Origin of the sequence: Lottiidibacillus patelloidae, from assembly GCF_002262935.1 — a bacterium.
Classification (GTDB): Bacteria; Bacillota; Bacilli; order Bacillales; family SA5d-4; genus Lottiidibacillus; species Lottiidibacillus patelloidae.
The window spans coordinates 160599-181639 of the sequence record NZ_NPIA01000003.1 but is presented as its reverse complement, the minus strand read 5'-3'; the positions used below and the strand labels follow the sequence as shown (position 1 = coordinate 181639).

Here is a 21041-nt window from a genome sequence, read left to right as displayed (position 1 = left end):
AGGAGGTCCAACATGAGTTTTTCAATTCGAGTAAAGAACATATTATTTATCCTTTTCGGCGCACTAATTTTCTCATTTGGAATTGTTCATTTTAATATTGAAAACAATCTAGCAGAAGGTGGTTTTACTGGAATCACCTTAATTTTGCACTTTTTATTTGATTTTGACTTAGGATTAACAAACTTATTGTTAAACCTCCCATTATTTTTTATCGGATGGAAGTTACTTGGAAGAAATGCATTTATCTATACAGTAATCGGCACAGTCGCTGTTTCTATCTTTTTATGGGTGTTTGAAAATCACAAGTTCATTTCAATTCCACTACATGAAGACATGACACTTGCTGCATTATTTGCTGGCGTTTTTATTGGTGTAGGGCTTGGGATTATTTTCCGCTATGGAGGAACGACTGGTGGTGTCGATATTATTGCTCGCCTTAGTTTCAAGTATTTTGGTTGGAGTATGGGACGTACAATGTTCCTTTTCGATGCAATCGTAATATTATCATCTTTACTTTACTTGAATTATCGCGAAGCCATGTATACATTACTAGCAGTATTTATCGGAGCTAGAGTTATTGACTTTATGCAGGAAGGGGCATATGCAGCACGTGGTGCAATGATAATTTCTGAGAAAAACGAAGAAATTGCCATGCATATACTAGATAAAATGGATCGTGGCGCAACACTATTAAATGGAAAAGGGACATACACAGGTGCCCCGAGAGAAGTGTTGTATTGTGTAGTAGGAAAAAATGAAATCGTTAGGTTGAAGAACATTATTAAAGTAGTTGATCCCCATGCTTTTGTTGCTGTAACTGAAGTCCACGATGTTCTGGGTGAAGGATTTACACTAGATGAAAACAAAAACCCGATTGAAAAATAAAAAACCTCGCCAAAATGGCGAGGTTTTTATATTTTTATTTATTATTCGTCACTTGTCATACCAGTATAAATAAGGATTAAACGAACTAATTCAAGTACTGCTACAAGTGCTGCTGCTACATATGTTAAAGCTGCTGCATCTAATACTTTCTTCGTTTCTCTTTCTTCATTGTTTCTAATTACCCCAACAGAGACAATTTGCTCCATCGCACGACTACTTGCATTAAATTCAACTGGTAGTGTAACTAATTGGAACAACACTGCTCCTGCCATAAAAACAATACCTAAAAGAAGTAAACCTGAAATTTGTGCAAAAATACCTATTAAAATTAATATCCATGAAAAATTAGATCCAAAACTAGCTACAGGTACTAAAGAAGAACGAATCTTTAATGGCGCATAATTTTCTGCATCTTGCATTGCATGTCCTACTTCATGTGCAGCAACTGCAGCACCAGCAACAGAATGCCCGTGATAATTTGCAGATGAAAGACGTACTGTTTTACTACGTGGGTCATAGTGGTCAGATAGAGTACCGCCAACTTCCTCTACAGTAACATCATATAAACCATTTTGATCCAAGATACGTCTTGCTACTTGAGCACCAGTCATTCCAGAAGAACTTGGCACTTTTGAATACTTTTTATATGCACGTTTCACTTTCATTTGTGCAAATAAAGGAATTAGGATGATTAATCCGATGTAAATAAGAAATGACATATAACTTAAACCCCTTTAATCTTTCTTTTTCTTTTTATTTTACCACAAAATTTAGCGATTTCTTACTTTTTTGCTTTTCTCGATCTTTTCACTCTTATATTTTCTCCAACCGACAAAACATAATGAGGCAAAAATAATTCCACCGACAGAAAACATTACCCAAATTAAGGAAGGGTCGGCTTCATCGTCTTCTAATTCACCTGCAAAAAGAGCATCAAAATCGCTTTTAATAATTGCAAAATGTTCTGTAGCCTTCTCGTTCTGAGCGAAAGTAGCTCTATACTTGTCTAAGAATTGAACGTGACCATCAATTTTCTCTAACTGTTCAGTAGTTAAGTCCACAAATAAAGCTGGATATAATACATCGTATACTGATAAAAATTCATTTAAACTCGTTTGAAACGCAACATTATTTCCACTTAATAACGATTCATTCATATTTTGGAATGTACTTTTAACAACGGTTTCTTTCTCGACCCAAAGTGGTTGGTAAGATGTTGTTAGTGCATCTAATAAAAGACGAAATTCAGTTACTTGACGAAATGCTATCGTTTTCTCTACGTTTTCTTGTGAAAGTATTTGTTCTAAGTTTTGGTATGACAAGGCAAGCATTTCTAAGTCAAGTGTGGATATTTTTAATTCATCTTCCTCTACTTTTGAAAACTCTTTTGCAAAAGTCATTAAGACTACGCTCGCTTCATCATATTTTTCATTTTTGACAAAAAGATAAATTTTGTCTGCCAGATGACTTAATTGCTTTTTTGTTACATGATCTACATCATGATGAGCGAATGTAGAACTTATGTTTAATGTAAAGGAAAGTAATGAAATGATTCCAATGATAAAAAATTGTTTAATGAATTTCAACTGTCCCACCTCTTTATCCATTTCTACAATATATGTATGTAAAATTGGACAAGAGTAGACCTATGAGTACAATTTAAAGCACTTGTCTTCTCGCTTTGATCCCAAATCTATAAGCAATATAGATTGAAATCAAACTTAACCAAAATGTGATGTAACCAATGATATCTGTGTATTCAATTAAAGGCGAATAACGTGGAACCATGAAAAACACATAATCAATCACATCGTTATGTAAAGTCCAAATTGCAGCAAATACAAGATGCCATAATCTCATGCGATAGTACGGAGCATATAACAGCGCTTGAACTGCCATCGCAAAATGAGAAAAGATCAGCATGATAGATTCAGGTCGAATAAAACCATTAACATACCACCCTCCAAGATTCATACCGACCGCCCATATACCGTATTTAAATAAAGTAACGATAGCTAAAGCTTCAAAAAAAGGCGTATTCTTTCCTCTTAAAAAGGCAATTAGAACAAATACGAAAAACAAACTTGCAGTAGGACTATCTGGGACAAAGACATAGAAATGGCTAGGTGTATCTTCAAGTTGAAAACGATACCAATAATATCCGTAAATTGTCCCTAAAATGTTAATAATCAAGAGCAACCATAGTAGCCATCTGTTTGTTAACATTTTTAAGAAGTAAGAAACCATCGACTTTTCTCCTTTCTTTTTACAGTTTGAGGTACATATATGAATAACAATCCTTCTTTAGATGTGAAAAAAAGCCGACAAATGTCAGCTTTTTGTTATTACTCTTGGTATTTAGCAATAAATTCAGCAAGTTGTTGAAGCTCTTCTTCAGTTCCGTTAAACTGATTTGCAGCCATTTGCCCTATACCGTTTATTGCAATATCTTTAATTTCTTCTACAGTTAATCCTTTACCATGTAGATTAACTCCTAATCCTGATACACCTTGCATATTATCACCATGACAAGTAATACAACTTTGTCCTTGGAAAATAGCATAGGCAGGATCTTCTTTATCAACTTCAACAGCATCGACAATCTTACCTTGCTCAGCAACTTTTTCCCAGTTTGTATGAGCAATAGACTCCCATGTTAAGTAAACAATTGCCATTAATGATAGTAACATTAACGCTACTGTGATCGGACGTTTGTTTGGACGACGCTCTGGGCCTTTATCAAGCCATGGAGCAAGCATTAACGCACCGAACATTAATCCAGGCATTACAACCGCACCAATGACAGTGTAAGGACCTGCGGCAAATTCATATTTTAATAATTGATATAAGAATAAGAAATACCAATCTGGTAATGGGATATACCCTGTATCAGTCGGATCAGCCATTCGTTCTAATGGAGATGGATGTACAACCGTTAATACTAAGTAACCAATTAAGAAAACAGCACCTACCATCCATTCTTTTAAAAGAAAGTTTGGCCAAAAGGCTTCTGTTTTACCAGGATATTCGGAATAATCCTTTGGGATGTTTGGCTTTCGTTCTGCTGGAACTCGGGAGTCGCCAACAAATTTCATACCTTTTCCGCGATGCATGATCTCCCTCCTTTTCTCGTAAGCGCGTATTTTATAGCGGGCCTGAAATCCCTTGTTTTCTAATCATTAAGAAGTGTGCTCCCATTAAGCCAAGTAATGCTGCTGGAAGGAAGAAAACATGAATTGCAAAGAAACGTGTTAGCGTTTGGGCTCCAATAATTTCTGGATGCCCCGATAATAATGTTTTCGTCATCGGTCCGATTAAAGGAACCGCTTCTGCAATTTGTAATCCAACTTTTGTAGCAAATAGTGCTTTCATATCCCATGGTAATAAGTAACCTGTGAAACCAAGTCCCATCATTACCATAAAGATTAATACACCTACTACCCAGTTTAATTCACGTGGCTTTTTGTAAGCACCTTGGAAGAATACACGCAATGTATGTAAGAACATCATTACGATAACTAAACTAGCTCCCCAGTGGTGCATACCACGAACGATAACTCCGAAAGCTACTTCATTTTGTAAATAATAAACAGATTGATAAGCATTTATAATATCAGGTGTGTAATACATCGTTAAGAACATACCTGAAAGAATCTGGATGACGGTAATAAAGAATGTTAATCCGCCAAAGCAGTATACAAATGCTGAAAAGTGATGAGCAGGGTTAACGTGTTCTGGTACTTCATGGTCAGCAACGTCGCGCCATAAAGGAGTTATATCTAACCTCTCATCTACCCAATCATAAATCTTTTGTAACATAATGATCTGCACCTCCTTATTAACTATGCTTTTGGATGTGGTTTTGCTTTCCCTAAGTATAACCAGCCATCTCTGACTTCATGTTCATACACATCTAGTGGGCCTAATGGTGCTGTACCAGCAACATTCACTCCATCTTTTGTATAACGACCTAAATGGCATGGACAGAAAAATTCATTTTGGTTAGCAGGATCACCATTCCAGTTAACAGTACATCCTAAGTGTTTACAAACTGGCGAAAGTGCAACAATTTTGCCCTGTTCATCTTTATAAACCCATGCAGACATCGAAACGTCTGACTCGTACCACCCATCGACTTGGTTAACTGTAAAGTCTATTTTTTGTGGCTCATTCGTTATGTCAGCTTCTTTTAACTTCGTTGTTACTAATTCAGTATCTACACCTTTTTTCAAAACAGGATCTATTGCAAAACGAACCATTGGCATAATCATACCAGCTGCCATAAATCCTCCAACTCCTGTAAGAGTATAGTTTAGAAATTGACGTCTTGACACATTGTGACCTTTTTCACTCATTGATTTCCCCCCTCTTTGCTGTATGATAAAGTCAGTTTTTTTAGACAATAATTTACACTTTAATTACTAGGACATACCAATAATAGCGTAATTTCTTCTACAATGTCAACAAGTTCATGAACCACTTTATGTTTTCCATTCATCCATTACAAGTTTCATTACTTCCTTAACTTGTTCTTCTAAGATAGATAGTTTATTTTCTTGTTTTACATGCTGTAATGGTAATGAAGGCAACCATATTAATGTTGCTAACTTTTCCTCTACTCGCTTCCAATCACTATCACATGTTAAGTAGATGATATGCTTTATTCCATTTTCCTTTAACTCAGTCTCTATTGATAGCAAGTTTGGTAATATGTTTAAGCGGTCTTCACTTTTCACATATGAAAAGCTCGGTAATAAATAGACTCTACCTCGTAACTGCCTCTCTAATCCTTCACTAATAAGAGAGATAAACTCACCCATAGCTACTGAAGATTTCAACTCATCATTCCATTGAATTGGAAGTAATGGAATAATTGCTGTGTCTATATACTCTCTTGCATGAAAGTATTCATCTACATCTTTTGTTTGCCATTTCATCGTAGCAACTCCTTTAAGATATCAATTCCATTACCTATCTTAAAGAATACGGAAAAAATACGCAATACTTCTATTTCATTCTCTTAAAATGTCTCACTTTAAAAAATTTATTCCAAAACAGAAAAAATTCTCCAAATAAAAACAACCCCTTAGCTTATTGCTTTAGGGGTTGTTCATAGGCTTTTAATTTTTCAGTCAAAATCTCAAACTGTTTTTTATCATGATTGTCTAATGCTAAATCAATAGCTTTTAACAGTTTTTCACGTTGGTAGATGGCAATAGATTCATCTGCAATACGCGCAGCAAGCTTACGATATTCTTTGTTAGATTTTAAATGTTTAGGTATAAATGGGTTTTCTTCTAAAACAGCAGCATAATGCGGACTAGTCATAGCGCTTTTAAAGTTAAGTTGGATATACAGTTCATCTTGTTGATTTAATCGAATGTCGTGGAATGTCTTTTCAGGGTCTGTAGTCACCACATTTTCTTTATAAAAACGAAATGGTGCATCATCAACACAATGAGTAGACATTATCATACCGCGTGGACAATACATCGATTTTTCTACGAAGTGAACATTTGCCATAACGCTCTCACGACTCATTAAATAATTTAAAATCCAAACACATTCCCGCCGCTTTAACTGATACTCGGAAAGAAACCATTGCAAAAACTCCTTCTTTTCTTGGACAGAAATAGAGCTTAGCATGTTTTACTCCCTCCATTTTATAATCTTGTTTAGTCTACCAAGCTTGTAGACGCTCTGTTAATTCTTGAATTCTTTCTTGAACGTGAGTAGTATCCCCTGGTAACTTAGTTGCTTCTTTGTAAATGTCTAATGCTTTTTTAAGGTTACCTTCTTCAACTAAGAACTGACCATACTCTTCTAGAAATTCAAGATTGTTATTAAGAACATTATATGCATTCTCATAGTGTTTTAATGCTTCCGAAAAATTTTCTAATTTATTTTGTGCAGAGGCAAGCTCCCATTCAAACATTTGGTTACTTTCACCAAGCTCATTTATAGATGATAATAATTCGATTATATCTTCCGAACGTTCTTGTCTTCTAAACAGTGCGCATAGCGCTTCAGTTGCATTATGTTCAGCTGGATCTAATACTAGTGCATTTCTTAAGTGTTTTTCCGCTCGCTCTTCGTCTTTTAACTTTAATGCTAAAGTTCCTGCTTTTGAGTATAACTCAGGATTAAATTCATCCACTTTCATCCCTTGTTCTAGCTGATCTAAAGCTTGTTCATAATTTTCAACAGCCTCATATGCTGCACTTAATTGTATGTATACCGTTGCGTATTCGTAATCAAGAGATTTTAGCTTTTCATAAATCTCAATCGCTCTTTCATATTTTTCAAGCTTAAATAATGTAAAGCCGTATCGGTTTAAAGCATCAAAATCGGTATAATCATCTAAACCTTCTTCATAATATGGCAATGCCTCTAACCACATCGCACTAGCACTATAAGCTTCAGCTAGTTTAAGTGGGATATGGTAGCTGCTTAGCTCTTTTTTATTCTCTAACAATGATTCGTAGAGCGGTATACTTTTCTTGACATGACCATGTGATAAGTAAAATTCTGCTAAAGCCAATGTAATGATAGGTTCATTGGGTTTTACTCGTTTTGCCTCTTTTAGTTTTTGTTCAGCAACTTCCTCTAGCCCTTGAGCTTGATATAAATCTGCTAATAATAACAAAGCTCTTGGATAACTTTCATTCTCTGTGGAAATTTCAAGCAAATAATCAATTGCCTCATCTTCTTCGCCTAATTCAACTAAAACTTCCGCCATAAATATTTGTAATTCCGCTTCGTCAGGATAATTTAGAAAAAGTTGTTCCACAAGTTCTTTCGTTTTATCCATTATTCCCCAATCGTAATATAACAGTGCAATATCATATTTTGTTTGATCGTCGCAATGAAGAGCGATTTGATCTATTTTTTGCATACCTTCTTCAACTTTACCTTGCTCGACTAAAGCTACTGCATCTTGTAATTGTTCCATCGTTTATCTTCACCTTTACTACGAATTCGTTTAAGTATTTTTATGCCATAATATTATTTAATTCTTCAAAAAAATGCGGATATGACACAGATACTGCTTCCGCATCCTCAATAGTCATCCCACCGTCAGCAATAAGTCCAGCAATAGCTAACATCATTCCTATTCTGTGATCTCCATGACTAGTCACATTAGCATGTTGCAAAGTACTTTTACCTACAATAGTCATACCATCATTTGTCGGTTCAATTTTTGCCCCACATTTAGTTAATTCATCAGCCACTGCCGTAATTCTATTTGTTTCCTTCACCTTTAATTCACTTGCATCTTTAATCACTGTCATGCCATTTGCTTGTGTGGCAACTAGTGCAAGAATAGGGATCTCATCAATTAAACGCGGAATAGTTTCACCACAGATTTCAACACTATTTAAATTAGGAGAATATTCTGCGTGTATGGTTCCTACTTCTTCCCCATTCATTTTACTGTGATTTGAAATCGTTATATTAGCACCCATTTTTAGCAATATATCAATAATACCCGTTCTAGTTTCATTTAAACCGACGTTATGTATCTCAAGACTACTATTAGGAGTAATTATAGCTGCAGCTATAAAAAAAGCAGCTGAGGATATATCTCCAGGTACATTAATTTCACGGCCAGTTAATTTTTGCTTTCCTATTAGGGATATCATATTTTCTTTTTTTTGGTAAGAAACATTAAAATGGGAAAGCATACGTTCCGTATGATCCCTAGATGGTTTAGGCTCACTTACATTAGTAGTCCCAACACTATTTAGTGCTGCAAGTAGGATTGAAGATTTCACTTGAGCGCTAGCAATAGGTGAGTCATACGTGATCCCTTTCGTATTTGTCCCAGAAACGACGATTGGCGCCTTATTAGCAGAAAACAAAGCACCAGTCTTTGAAAGTGGCTTGACTACGCGGTCCATCGGACGTTTTTTAATAGAATCGTCACCAGTAATAACTGTTTCAAAAGGAAGTGTACCCAAAATACCTAATAGTAAACGGATCGTAGTTCCTGAATTGCCAACATATAAAGTGCGCTCAGGTTTTTCTAATCCTTCAAACCCTTTTCCATAGACAATTACAACATCATCTTTTTCTTCTATCTTTACATGTAATTGTTGTAAACATTTCATTGTATTTATACAATCTTCCGACTTTAAAAAACCATGGATAACAGTTTCTCCGTGTGCAATGGCACCAAACATAAGAGCGCGATGAGAAATTGATTTATCTCCTGGAACAGAAATTGTACCATGTATACCTTGCGAAGAATTTGTAATCTTCCTAGTTGTCATCGTTTCACTTCCTAGCTAGTAATAAACTTATCTAACGTTGATAACACAATGTCATTCTCTTCTTTTTTACCTATCGTTACCCTAATATAATTTGGATAACCTAATTTTTCACCAGGTCTAATGATAATACCTTCTCTTAAAAGCTTTTCAAACAGTATTTCTCCCGATTGTTTCACTTCAAAGAGTAAAAAATTTGTCTGCGATGGGAAATAGGCCAGCCCTTTTTGATCACAGAAATGATAATACCTTTCCATTTCAGTTCTATTTTTTATGTGTGTCTCTTGTATAAATGCTTGATCATCTAAAGCAGCCGTAGCAATTGCTTGACTAAGTCTTCCAACATTAAATGGGGCTCTTACGATATTTAAACTACCCATTAACTTTTCATTTCCTATTGCATAACCTACTCGGCATGATGCAAGTCCATATCCTTTAGAGAATGTACGTAAAAGAAGGACATTATCGAATTCTTCTAGTAGTGAAATTGATTGTGGAAAATCAAGGGCAGCAGCATATTCTACATACGCTTCATCAATAACCACGAGACAAGTAGAAGGGACCTTATTTAGAAAGGCACGCAATGAACTCTCATTGACATATGTTCCAGTAGGATTGTTTGGGTTACAAATCCATACTATTTTTGTTTGTTCATCAATAACATGTGCCATTCCATCTAAGTCATGATATCCATCAATTAGAGGAATTTCACGAACCTCTGCACCTTCAACTAAGCTATTATGCTTATATTGCGGGAATGTGATATCAGCCATCACAGAGTTGGTACCCTCGTGTAAAATGCTCCGACAGAGCAATTGAATAATTTCATCTGATCCGTTGCCAAGTAAGAATTGAGTTTCTTTTACATTTAGGTGGCTCGCTAATTTACTTTTCAGAAGAGTTGCGTTGCTATCAGGATAGATTGCCAACTCATTTAAAAATTGATTTCCAGCAGCAATTGCTGTAGGTGAACAACCATATGGATTTTCGTTAGAAGCAAGCTTTATTACCTTTTTTAAACCATACTCTTTTTGTACTTCTTCTATTGGCTTCCCTGCTTGATAAACTCCTAATTTTGTAATTCTCGACTTTAAATGCATAAATTTGTCCCCCTTTTATATAGATAAGCGCGTAACGTATATTGATGTATATGCAAGGGGGACAATCTTTTTTATTACTCGCTATAAAAATTCTCAAGAAATTGTTTTATCGTTTCATCATTAAATGTTTGGAGAGTAGGCTTTCCTATCTCCTCAAGTAAAACCATATTAATTTGATTATCTGTCACTTTTTTATCTTTTTTCATCTGTACTACTAAATCTTCAGGATTGAGCGTAGTCGGTAGATGCGTTTCATAACCAAGTTTTTCAAACCATGATTTTAATCCTTTAAAATTTAAGTCTTTATTAAAATGAATCTCACTTACATATAAAGCAAAGAGCATACCAATAATAACAGCTTCTCCGTGTAAAACTCGATAGTTTGTTTCCGATTCAATGGCATGTCCTAGTGTATGACCAAAATTCAAATACTTTCTAATACCAGCTTCCTTTTCATCTTTATTAACAATTGTTGCTTTAACTTTCATCCCTTGATACAGAGCTTCACTAAGAAATACCTTATCCGTAAATAATTGTTCAAGCGATTGATATTGTAGCTTCGTAAGCAACGAATTGTCTTCATCGATGAGAGCATGTTTAATTAACTCTGCAAAACCTGCTAATTGCTGGCGTCTTGGTAATGTTTGCAGCGTCTCTAAATCATACATAACCATTGCCGGTTGATAAAATGAGCCAATTAAATTTTTACCTAAATCATGATTTATTGCTACTTTTCCACCAACAGCACTATCATGCGCAAGTATTGTAGTAGGCATTTGAATGTAATTTACTCCTCTTAAAAATGTCGCCGCGACAAACCCTGCTAAATCACCAATCACTCCACCACCGAGAGCAATGATTAGCGAATTGCGTGTTAAGTTTCTTTCGATCGCATACGTTTGAATGTGTATGTAGTTATTAAATGATTTGGCTTGTTCTCCATTTTTTACAATATATGAGTATACAATATCACTATTAAAAGAGCGTATGACATCATCTAAATATAATGGAGCAACATTATCATCTGTAATAACCAATATCTTATCAAATGAAATTGTGTTTTCTTGTAGCATTGACTTCACTTGAAAGCGTAACTGGTGACCAATATAGATTGGGTATGTTTTCGTTTCTGTCGTAATGGTTAGTGGATACATCCTTTAAAACTCCTTCGCCCACTTATGGGCTTGTTCAACACGTTCAATAAGTTGATCCATTCTGTCCACTCCATATGTTTCTAATATCGATTTGGCTACTTCAATTGCTACAACAGCTTCTGCAACAACACTAGCACTCGGTACTGCACAGCTGTCGGACCTCTCAATACTAGCTAAATATGGTTCTTTTGTTTCAATATCCACACTCTGTAGTGGTTTATACAGTGTTGGAATAGGCTTCATTACTCCTCTAACAATGATTGGCATACCTGTAGTCATACCACCTTCAAATCCACCTAATCGGTTCGTTCTTCTTTCGTAGCCTTTTTCTTTGTTCCAAATGATTTCATCATGTACCTTACTTCCAGGTAGTTTACTCATTTCAAAACCTAAGCCAAATTCAACACCCTTAAATGCATTAATGCTGATCATCGCTTGGGCAATTTTACTATCCAATTTACGATCATTATGAACATAACTTCCTAAACCTGTAGGGATTCCTTCGACAATGACTTCTACAATTCCTCCTATGGAATCTCCAGCATTTTTTGCTTCGTCAATTGCTTCCATCATTTTTTTCTCTGCTTTTACATCAAAACATCTAACTGGTGAATTTTCAGTACGTTCTTTTAGTTCATCTAGGGTTGCATAAGATTGCTCTTCTGCAGTTATGCCCGCTATTTCGACAACATGACCAGCAATATTAATATTGCACTGTTTCAATATTGTTTTAGCTACAGCACCAACTGCAACACGGATTGTCGTTTCTCGAGCAGATGAACGTTCAAGGACGTTTCTCATATCGCGATGTCCATATTTAATTGCTCCTGCTAAATCTGCATGGCCTGGTCTTGGGCGTGATATTTTTCGTTTAACTTCGTCACTTTCTTCTGACGGTAATGGTTCTATTGCCATGATTGATGTCCAATGCTTCCAATCTTTATTCTCAACTACAAGAGTAATTGGTGAACCCAACGTCTTCCCGTGGCGCACTCCACTTACGATTTGCACACGATCTTTTTCAATTTGCATTCTTCTTCCACGCCCATATCCTTTTTGGCGCCTAATTAATTCAACATCTATATCATCAGTACTTAAGGAAAGGTTGGCAGGGACTCCTTCAATAATTGCAGTTAGCTGTGGTCCATGCGACTCACCTGCTGTAAAGTATCTCATTATGCAACACCCCGTTTTTTTATTAGTATGACTATATGAATTAGGAAAATTTCAGCTATATGTATGATAAAAAGGACTTTATCACATTTTTAGAAGTAGTCACCTTATAAAAATGTTATACACTATTTTTATGTAAAAGAAAAAACCAGTCATAATGACTGGTTTCTAATTAGTAAATCCAACCGTCGATTTGCTTGTCATAAGAATTAAATTCTTCAGAGAAGAATAAACCAAGCTCACGTACAGCGCTTTCAGGAGCATCTGAACCATGAATGATGTTTTTCCCAACAGTTACACCGAAATCACCACGGATAGTTCCTGGTGCAGCGTCTTTAGGGTTTGTAGCACCCATCATAGTACGTGCAGTAGAGATAACATTTTCACCTTCCCAAGCCATTGCAAAAACAGGACCTGAAGTGATGAAGTCAACTAGTTCGCCAAAGAATGGACGCTCTTTATGCTCACCGTAATGCTCTTCTGCTAATTCAGTTGGAATTGTCATTAATTTAGCTCCAACTAATTTGAAACCTTTTTTTTCAAAACGAGATACAATTTCACCGATAAGGTTACGTTGTACACCATCTGGTTTTACCATTAAAAAAGTTCTTTCCATGATAAAGTCCTCACTCTCAATATGTATTAGGCATCTGCCATCTAGCATTTTATCAAACTTTACTATACCATGCAATGGACAAGTATTGCTATTATTTTTTTAATACTTCCGCGTCCCGATATAAGTTGCTATTTGACGTAATGATTTTGTTGCAGCTATATTTGGCAACTTGTCTAATTCGTTATATGCTTTTTGCAAATAAGTTTCACTCATTTGCCTCGCATAGTCAATCCCACCGGAACTCTTCACAAGATCGATAGCTTCGTTATATGCATCAGTCGATCTATTTCCTAATTTAATATCGTTCATTAAGTCTCTGAAATGTTCATTATTTTCAAGAGCATAGATTGCTGGCAATGTAATATTCCCTTGCCTCAAGTCGCCACCAGCAGGTTTTCCCAATTGTTCTTCCGTTCCAGTAAAGTCTAAGATATCATCAGAGATTTGAAAAGCCATGCCCACGTAATATCCGTAACGGTAAAGTCCTTGATAAACCTTTCTTGGAGCTCCAGTTGCAATTGCTCCTAATTTGCAGCTTATCGCTATTAGTAATGATGTTTTACGCTTAATTCTTCGTAGATATGTTTTTAAACTTACATTTACATCATTATGATCACGGATTTGTTCAATTTCACCTAAACACATTTGAACAATTCCTTTTGAAAGAACCTCATGAGCTTCCTTATCTTCAATCTTAATAATTTGCTCAAGAGCTCTTGCAAAAATATAGTCTCCACAATACATTGCAACTTTGTTGTCATATTTCGCTTTAATTGTTTTACTTCCACGCCTTAAATCAGCATCATCAATTACATCATCATGGACTAGTGACGCCATATGAATTAATTCTAGCGGCACAGCGACAGACAACAACCTATTCATAGAATAAGTGCCGTACTTTCCAGCTAGCAATACAAAGACTGGGCGGATACGTTTCCCCCCAGCCTTCAACAGGTGGACTGATGCCTCAGTTAAGATTGGATTAGAAGAGTAGACAGATTGTTCAAGCGAGTTTTCAATCTTTTGAATATCCGAACGTAAATGAAAGTATATTTGTTTTAAATCCATTGCTTTCCCCTTATTTACATAGAATGAGTATGTGCATAATCATTTACAAACGAAAGCTTCGGAACTTGTTCAATAAACCCATGCTTAAAACATAACTCATAATAGTGTTGTAAGCCACGAAACTGGTTCTCTTGAAAATGATAATCTAATCCAGCAAAGTAATTTTCCCAAAAACGATAATTACCTCGATGTTTTGTTTTAATATCTTTAATCATCGGTAAAAATCCATTTCTTAATGACAATTCCTTACTTTCTTTCATTTCATCAAAAAGTATAGAAACAGCCGATCTTTCTTTTGCTAAAATTGCTTTTCGAACAGCAACTACAGCAAATGTCATTGGCAGATTAGTAAACTTAGTCCAAATTTCTCCCAAGTCATACATATATAAGTTTTCATCATCTTTATTCCATAATGCCTCAATAGCATCATCACCAATAAGAAGACATGCTTCATTTGATTTTAGCATTTGCTGAAGTTCAGGTTTTACTGTTTCATAGTTAGCATTTATAGAATAAAATTCTTTTAAAATAATCTTTAATAAATGCACAGAAGTAGCTGAACTTGATGTTAATGCTATTGAAGCACCATTCAATTTTTCTATGGGAAGTTTCGAGAATAAAAAGATAGATCCTACTTTCCCAAAAGATGAAACGGAAAGGTCTGGAAATAGTTCGTATTCTTTATAATTTTGTCCATATGCAAAAGATGAAATGGCACCTACATCTATTACACCTGTTTTCATTGCAAGATTAAGATGGGCAGGCACTTGCGGTACGAATGAAATATCATTTTTTGCAAGTTTACTTCGATTAACATAATAATATAACGGTAATATATTAGTATAGGTTATTTCTCCTACATTTAATGGCATGTCAATCCCCCCAGCGGGTAAATAAATGATGTTCTACTCCTAAGTTGTCTAATGCTTTGCCTACTAAAAAGTTCACAATATCTTCTAACGATTTCGGTTTATGATAGAATCCAGGCATGGCTGGTAATACTTGTCCACCAGCTTGAACTACTTTTTGCATATTTTCAAGGTGAATCGCATGTAACGGCGTTTCTCTTGGAACTAAAATTAACTTCTTGCGCTCTTTTAACATAACATCTGCAGCTCTTTCTAACAAGTTACCAGATGCTCCTTGTGCTATTCCAGATAACGTTCCCATTGAACATGGAATAATGATCATTCCATCACATTGGTATGAGCCACTAGCTATTGGAGCATTAAAATCACGTAATGTATGATAATGCAGTTCAGCATTATTTTCAATTGGAAAATGTTTTTTCATTAACTTATCACGATCAGTTGTATCCCAATCTAGTTCTTCCTTGAAAACTTGCCAACCTGCTTCAGTTACAATTAAATGTACTTTATGGCCTGCAAGTAATAACTGCTGAACTAATGTTACACCATAAATGCCACCACTTGCTCCAGTAATTCCGACTGCGAATATTTTTTTCATAATAATATATCTCCTAATGTGAAAATAAACATGACGATACTTAAGATACCGTTCATTGTGAAGAAAGCTACATTCAGTTTTGATAAATCCTTTGCCGAGACTAAAGAATGTTCATATGTCATAATTAAGCCAGAAACTAACACTCCAAAAGCGTATATATAGCCGAGACTAGTTGTGAATATTAAACTTGCAAAAAACAAAAATGCAACAATATGAAAAGCTCTGGCAATCATTAAGCTTTTTGCAATACCGAAACGACTTGGTATAGAAAAAAGTTTAACTTCTCTGTCATAGTCAGCATCTTGGGTAGCATAAATGATGTCAAATCCCGCAATCCAAAACACTACGCCTAAAAATAAAAGAAATGCATCAATAGTTAACGTACCTGTCGCACCTACCCAACCACCTAATGGAGCAAGTCCTATTGTAATACCTAAAACAACATGACAAAGCCATGTAAAGCGTTTCGTGTAAGAATAAATCACTAAGAAAAAGACTGCAATTGGTAACAAATACATCGCCAGCTCATTTAATTGGTAGGCAGAATAAAATAATAAAAGGAAGGATAAAGCCGTAAATACTAGTACTTCAACCTTTGATAGAAGTCCAGCAGGTATTGCTCTCGTTTCAGTTCTTGGGTTTGCTCTATCGATATTTGCATCTATAAGGCGGTTTAATGACATCGCTGCAGTTCGCGCACCTACCATCGCTAACGTTATCCATACCCACTCCATAAGGGTTGGAAACGTTCCTTCGATAAGTACATTCCCTAGTATTGCTCCTAGAAAGGCAAATGGTAGTGCAAATATTGTATGTTCAAATTTTATCATCTCTAAAAATATCTTAATTTTATTAACATTAATCAACTGCTAAACTCCTTTTTATTTCCGCCCTAAATGCATCGCTGCAACGCCGCCAGAATATGATTTAATTTTAATATTTTTAAATCCAGCCTGAATGAAAAGCCCTTTTAATTGTTCTCTACCAGGAAAGTCATTTGCTGATTCCTGTAACCAAGAGTATTCATTATAACTTTTCGCTAGAAGTTTTCCTAAAATAGGCATTACATATCGGAAATAAAAGGTAAAACCTTGTTTAAAAACAGGCATTGTTGGTTGAGAAGTTTCTAAGCAAACAACCATTCCTCCTGGCTTTAGCACCCGATACATTTCTTTTAGAACATGAAGATAATCAGGAACGTTTCGTAAACCAAAACCAATTGTTACGTAATCAAATGTCCCATCTTCAAACGGAAGTTCCATGGCGTTTCCATGAATTAAAGTAATATTGTTCATCTGACTATCTTTTACTTTTTCTTTTCCTATAGCCAGCATGTTTTCACTAAAATCTAAGCCAACAACACTGCCAGTTGGTCCTACTGCTTCTGCAAGAGCTAATGTCCAATCTGCTGTCCCGCAACAAACGTCTAAAGCTTTGGTACCGACTTGAACTTTCATCCGCTTCATTGTATCTTTTCGCCAAGCTTTATGGCGTTGAAAACTAATGACAGAATTCATAAAATCATAATCTTTTGATATTGCTTCGAACACACGATGTACTTTCTTTTCTTTTGTTTCCATTTACAAGCCTTCTCCCGTCGCATTAACTAATCTATTTTCATATTTTTGAAGTTCTTTAAATGAATCAGAAAATAATTGATGCAAAGTTAAATTACTTTGAAGTAATATCATTACTTTCTTTGTTAGATCCTTAATTTTCACATCGATATTTTCCTTATTTTGATCTATCATTTTCTTATGTCCAACTTTAACATCAATAATATTATTTCGTTGCATTATAAGCACTTTTAACAAAAAGAACGAAGCTACAAACTGTGACCATTCCGGACATTTTAACTCATTTGCAATTGACGCAAACAAATAAGCATTGATTTTTTCAATCCCTTTTAAATAATCTTCTAGTACATCAGACCTTTGCAAATAAACGTTCATCTTTTGTTCATTAATTTCTTGAATTGCTCTAGCTACATTTTTAATTAAATTTAAGTCATCTATTTTGGCGAGTTCATTATAATAAAGACTACTATAATAATCTCCACCTAGAACTGTGAGCTGACGATGTTTTACATCTCCTTCATGCTCATTATTAATTGGCACTGCTTCGTGTAATGATAAAGCCAAATCCACTAACATTACGGCAATATAAGCACTTTGAAGATGTGGGTACTTACTTTGCTTTAACAAACCATATAAGAACATAGATTTGTCTTCATCAATAATCGGGCATGCTACATATTTGTTTAAATAAGCCACAGAGCATTTTTTATACACTTGCTCATTTAATTGTGTTACTTCTTCCTTTATGCTTTGAAGCTTAAAAGACATCAGTTCGTCCTCCAACATTTCACAAAAATACTTGCATGTAATTATAACATATCCAATTAAGTGCGATAAACAAAAGCTATTTTTAAGTCGTATAAAAAAAGTTGAACACAATTGTCCAACTTTTCTTTGTCTTACTTATTGTTTAATTAAAGATAAAACTTCTGCGCGCGCAGGAGCATCATCCATTAAGATACCACGAACGGCTGATGTGATAGTCTTTGAACCTGGTTTTTTAACCCCACGCATAGTCATACACATATGCTCAGCCTCTACAACTACCATTACACCATGTGGCTCAAGCGTTTCAACAATAGAATTAGCAATAGTGGATGTGATTCTTTCTTGCAATTGTGGACGCTTGGCTACAGCTTCTACAGCTCGAGCTAATTTACTTAACCCAGTAACCTTTCCATTTTTAGGGATGTAAGCCACATGTGCTTTTCCAAAAAACGGTACTAAATGATGTTCACACATTGAATAAAATGGTATATCTTTCACAAGCACTAATTCCTCATGGTCTTCACTAAAAATAGTAGCAAAATGTTCTTTTGGGTCCTCATTAAGTCCTTGAAAAACTTCCGTATACATTTTCGCAACACGTTTTGGTGTATCTAATAACCCTTCACGGTTAGGATCCTCACCGATTGCTTCTAAAATTAATCTTACAGCTTGTTCAATTTGCTCTTTATTTACTGCTGACATTATTTCTACCCCCTAGTTCGACAAAAGTTGCATTGTGAAAATTTTAGCATAATAACATTAATAAAAGCAAAAATAAGCAAACAAAATTTGAGCCAATAAAAAAAAGCTACGCAAAATGCGCAGCTTCTATATGCCCAATATGTATTAATTATTTAACAGCATCTTTAAGGGCTTTACCAGGTTTGAAAGCAGGTACTTTACTTGCAGCGATTTCGATCTCTTCCCCAGTTTGTGGGTTACGACCTTTACGTGCAGCACGCTCACGTACTTCGAAGTTTCCAAAGCCGATTAATTGTACTTTATCACCACTAGTTAATGCACTTGTAATTGATTCGAAAACAGCGTCAACAGCTTTAGTTGCGTCTTTTTTAGAAAGGTCAGTTGATTCAGCTACAGCATTGATAAGTTCAGTTTTGTTCATTATTTTCACCTCCTCTAAAAAATTGCTCGTTACTTTCTTTGTGTACAGATTTTCAAGTTTCTATACAACTAAATGTCATTTTTAGTATGACCAAGCCTAATATTAACTGATGATTAGCTATTTTTCAATATTTAACAACAAATTTTTAGTTATTTTTATTAACTTTTTTCTAAAACTCCACTAATTTGTCAGAAAATATTGTAAAAAATATAACATATTTTGAAAGCGTTCGCAAGAACAAAAAAAAGAAAGGCTCCAGTAGAAGCCTTTCTATTATAGGATGATCGCGATAAGTCCACCCGAACCTTCATTAATGATTCGCTCTAAAGTCTCTTTAAGCTTATAACGAGCATTTTCAGGCATTAATGATAATTTAGCTTGAATACTCTCACGAACTAACGAACTTAAAGAGCGCCCAAAGATATCAGAATTCCAAATAGATAAAGGATTATCTTCAAAGTCTTGCATTAAGTAGCGAATTAATTCTTCACTTTGTTTTTCCGTACCAATGATAGGTGCAAACTCAGACTCAACATCCACTTTGACCATATGAATGGACGGTGCTACCGCTTTGATACGGACACCAAAACGAGATCCTTGGCGAATTAATTCTGGCTCATCTAAGCTCATCTCTTCAAGCGCTGGTGCAGCTATTCCATACCCAGTTTGTTTTACCATTCTCAAAGCATCAGAGACTTGATCAAACTCTTTCTTCGCGTGAGAGAATTCTTGCATAAGTTGTAGCAAGTGATCCTTACCGCGAATTTCAACTCCAACAATTTCTTTTAAAATTTGATCATATAAATTATCTGGTGCGTATAAGTCAATCTCTGCCACACCTGACCCCATTTCGATTCCTGCTAATTTTGCATCAGCAATAAAATCATATTCACTAAAGTTACCGACAACTCTATCAACATCACGAAGACGCTTAATATCTTTTACTGTTTCATTAACAGATTGTTGGTAGTTTCCACGTAACCAATGGTCCTCTTTCAGCACCATTACCCAACTTGGTAAGTTTACGTTCACCTCTAGTACTGGGAATTCATACAATGCTTCACGTAATACATTGTATACATCGTGTTCCGTCATACTTTCAACACTCATTGCTAAAACAGGGATATCATGTTTTTCGTGTAGCTCTTGACGTAGTTGTTCGGTTTCAGGGTGATAAGGACGAGAAGTATTAACGACCATAATAAATGGTTTTCCTACCTCTTTTAGTTCATTAATTACTCGTTCTTCAGATTCTAGATAATCATAACGAGGAATTTCTCCAAATGAACCGTCACTAGTAATTACTACGCCTAATGTTGAATGGTCTTGAATTACTTTACGTGTACCAATTTCTGCAGCTTCATGAAATGGAATTGGATCTTCATACCACGGTGTATTAATCATTCGTGGTCCATTCTCATCTTCATATCCTTTAGCACTTGGTACGGCGTAACCAACGGAATCTACTAAACGAATGTTTACATCAAGCCCCTCATCTACTTGAAGTGCAATCGCTTGGTTTGGAACAAACTTTGGCTCTGTCGTCATAATTGTTCTACCAGCTGCACTTTGAGGTAACTCGTCTTGCGCTCGCACACGGTCTGACTCATTTTGGATGTTAGGTAGTACAACAGTTTCCATAAACTTTTTAATAAAAGTTGATTTCCCTGTTCGTACAGCTCCGACAACACCTAAATAAATATCCCCACCTGTGCGTTCTGCAATGTCTTTAAATAAATCTACCTTTTCCACTTAATCCCCTCCCGGTATTTAAGTTCCTTGGATGGAAACATCCTTTCATAAAAAGAAAATAGCTAGGACAATACATATGTATGTTGTT

At 35.4% G+C, this 21041-nt stretch carries 24 protein-coding genes; 1 reads left to right on the top strand and 23 read right to left on the bottom strand.

The annotated features are described in order from the left end of the window. Positions 1–12: 12 nt before the first annotated feature. On the top strand, positions 13–885 hold the full coding sequence (locus CIB95_RS07445; RefSeq protein WP_094923837.1) for a YitT family protein: 873 nt from the start codon (positions 13–15) through the stop codon (positions 883–885). 41 nt (positions 886–926) lie between these two features. On the opposite strand, the gene CIB95_RS07440 is transcribed toward CIB95_RS07445, so the two are convergent. The 23 genes from CIB95_RS07440 to spoIVA all read right to left on the bottom strand — a co-directional run bounded on the left by CIB95_RS07440 (position 927) and on the right by spoIVA (position 20953). Beyond that, entirely contained in the window at positions 927–1604 is a 678-nt protein-coding gene (locus tag CIB95_RS07440) for a zinc metallopeptidase (protein ID WP_094923835.1), read from the bottom strand. Between the two features lie 51 nt (positions 1605–1655). Beyond that, complete coding sequence (locus CIB95_RS07435) at positions 1656–2471, bottom strand: sporulation protein YpjB (RefSeq protein WP_158217582.1); 816 nt, start codon at positions 2469–2471, stop codon at positions 1656–1658. A 73-nt stretch (positions 2472–2544) separates the two neighbouring features. Then, positions 2545–3132: a lipoprotein heptaprenylglyceryl N-acetyltransferase LhaT gene (lhaT, locus tag CIB95_RS07430; RefSeq protein WP_094923831.1), complete on the bottom strand. Its 588-nt coding sequence runs from the start codon at positions 3130–3132 to the stop codon at positions 2545–2547. Positions 3133–3230: 98 nt separating this feature from the next. Further along, a complete protein-coding gene (locus CIB95_RS07425; protein ID WP_094923829.1) occupies positions 3231–3998 on the bottom strand; it encodes a menaquinol-cytochrome c reductase cytochrome b/c subunit in 768 nt (255 codons plus the stop codon). Between the two features lie 31 nt (positions 3999–4029). After that, on the bottom strand, positions 4030–4704 hold the full coding sequence (gene qcrB, locus CIB95_RS07420; RefSeq protein WP_094923826.1) for a menaquinol-cytochrome c reductase cytochrome b subunit: 675 nt from the start codon (positions 4702–4704) through the stop codon (positions 4030–4032). Positions 4705–4727: 23 nt separating this feature from the next. Next, entirely contained in the window at positions 4728–5240 is a 513-nt protein-coding gene (locus CIB95_RS07415; protein WP_094923823.1) for a ubiquinol-cytochrome c reductase iron-sulfur subunit, read from the bottom strand. A gap of 126 nt (positions 5241–5366) precedes the next feature. Next, positions 5367–5822, bottom strand: a complete 456-nt coding sequence (locus tag CIB95_RS07410; RefSeq protein WP_094923820.1) for a YpiF family protein — start codon at positions 5820–5822, stop codon at positions 5367–5369. 154 nt (positions 5823–5976) lie between these two features. Continuing rightward, the gene (locus CIB95_RS07405; protein ID WP_094923817.1) at positions 5977–6531 is read right to left on the bottom strand and encodes a ReoY family proteolytic degradation factor; all 555 of its coding nucleotides are present in this window, start codon (positions 6529–6531) and stop codon (positions 5977–5979) included. 34 nt (positions 6532–6565) lie between these two features. Continuing rightward, positions 6566–7837: a tetratricopeptide repeat protein gene (locus tag CIB95_RS07400; protein ID WP_094923814.1), complete on the bottom strand. Its 1272-nt coding sequence runs from the start codon at positions 7835–7837 to the stop codon at positions 6566–6568. A gap of 40 nt (positions 7838–7877) precedes the next feature. Next, positions 7878–9158: a 3-phosphoshikimate 1-carboxyvinyltransferase gene (gene aroA / locus CIB95_RS07395; RefSeq protein WP_094923811.1), complete on the bottom strand. Its 1281-nt coding sequence runs from the start codon at positions 9156–9158 to the stop codon at positions 7878–7880. A gap of 11 nt (positions 9159–9169) precedes the next feature. Continuing rightward, complete coding sequence (gene hisC / locus CIB95_RS07390) at positions 9170–10255, bottom strand: histidinol-phosphate transaminase (protein WP_094923809.1); 1086 nt, start codon at positions 10253–10255, stop codon at positions 9170–9172. A gap of 74 nt (positions 10256–10329) precedes the next feature. Beyond that, entirely contained in the window at positions 10330–11409 is a 1080-nt protein-coding gene (gene aroB, locus CIB95_RS07385; protein WP_094923807.1) for a 3-dehydroquinate synthase, read from the bottom strand. A gap of 3 nt (positions 11410–11412) precedes the next feature. Beyond that, the gene (gene aroC / locus CIB95_RS07380) at positions 11413–12585 is read right to left on the bottom strand and encodes a chorismate synthase (protein ID WP_094923804.1); all 1173 of its coding nucleotides are present in this window, start codon (positions 12583–12585) and stop codon (positions 11413–11415) included. Between the two features lie 169 nt (positions 12586–12754). Continuing rightward, complete coding sequence (gene ndk / locus CIB95_RS07375) at positions 12755–13198, bottom strand: nucleoside-diphosphate kinase (RefSeq protein ID WP_094923802.1); 444 nt, start codon at positions 13196–13198, stop codon at positions 12755–12757. Positions 13199–13297: 99 nt separating this feature from the next. Continuing rightward, positions 13298–14266, bottom strand: coding sequence for a heptaprenyl diphosphate synthase component II (gene hepT, locus CIB95_RS07370; protein ID WP_094923799.1), 969 nt, complete (start codon positions 14264–14266; stop codon positions 13298–13300). Positions 14267–14280: 14 nt separating this feature from the next. Next, positions 14281–15138, bottom strand: coding sequence for a menaquinone biosynthetic enzyme MqnA/MqnD family protein (locus tag CIB95_RS07365; protein WP_094923796.1), 858 nt, complete (start codon positions 15136–15138; stop codon positions 14281–14283). A gap of 1 nt (position 15139) precedes the next feature. Then, complete coding sequence (locus CIB95_RS07360) at positions 15140–15733, bottom strand: UbiX family flavin prenyltransferase (protein ID WP_198949172.1); 594 nt, start codon at positions 15731–15733, stop codon at positions 15140–15142. Further along, complete coding sequence (locus CIB95_RS07355) at positions 15730–16596, bottom strand: UbiA-like polyprenyltransferase (protein ID WP_094924213.1); 867 nt, start codon at positions 16594–16596, stop codon at positions 15730–15732. The genes CIB95_RS07360 and CIB95_RS07355 overlap by 4 nt, the downstream gene beginning before the upstream one ends. A gap of 18 nt (positions 16597–16614) precedes the next feature. Next, positions 16615–17313, bottom strand: coding sequence for a demethylmenaquinone methyltransferase (locus tag CIB95_RS07350; protein ID WP_094923791.1), 699 nt, complete (start codon positions 17311–17313; stop codon positions 16615–16617). Beyond that, on the bottom strand, positions 17314–18078 hold the full coding sequence (locus CIB95_RS07345) for a heptaprenyl diphosphate synthase component 1 (protein WP_158217581.1): 765 nt from the start codon (positions 18076–18078) through the stop codon (positions 17314–17316). 135 nt (positions 18079–18213) lie between these two features. Beyond that, positions 18214–18780, bottom strand: coding sequence for a GTP cyclohydrolase I FolE (gene folE / locus CIB95_RS07340; RefSeq protein WP_094923786.1), 567 nt, complete (start codon positions 18778–18780; stop codon positions 18214–18216). Positions 18781–18928: 148 nt separating this feature from the next. Further along, on the bottom strand, positions 18929–19201 hold the full coding sequence (locus CIB95_RS07335; RefSeq protein WP_094923784.1) for an HU family DNA-binding protein: 273 nt from the start codon (positions 19199–19201) through the stop codon (positions 18929–18931). A 273-nt stretch (positions 19202–19474) separates the two neighbouring features. Further along, positions 19475–20953, bottom strand: a complete 1479-nt coding sequence (gene spoIVA, locus CIB95_RS07330; protein WP_094923782.1) for a stage IV sporulation protein A — start codon at positions 20951–20953, stop codon at positions 19475–19477. Between the last annotated feature and the right edge of the window lie 88 nt (positions 20954–21041).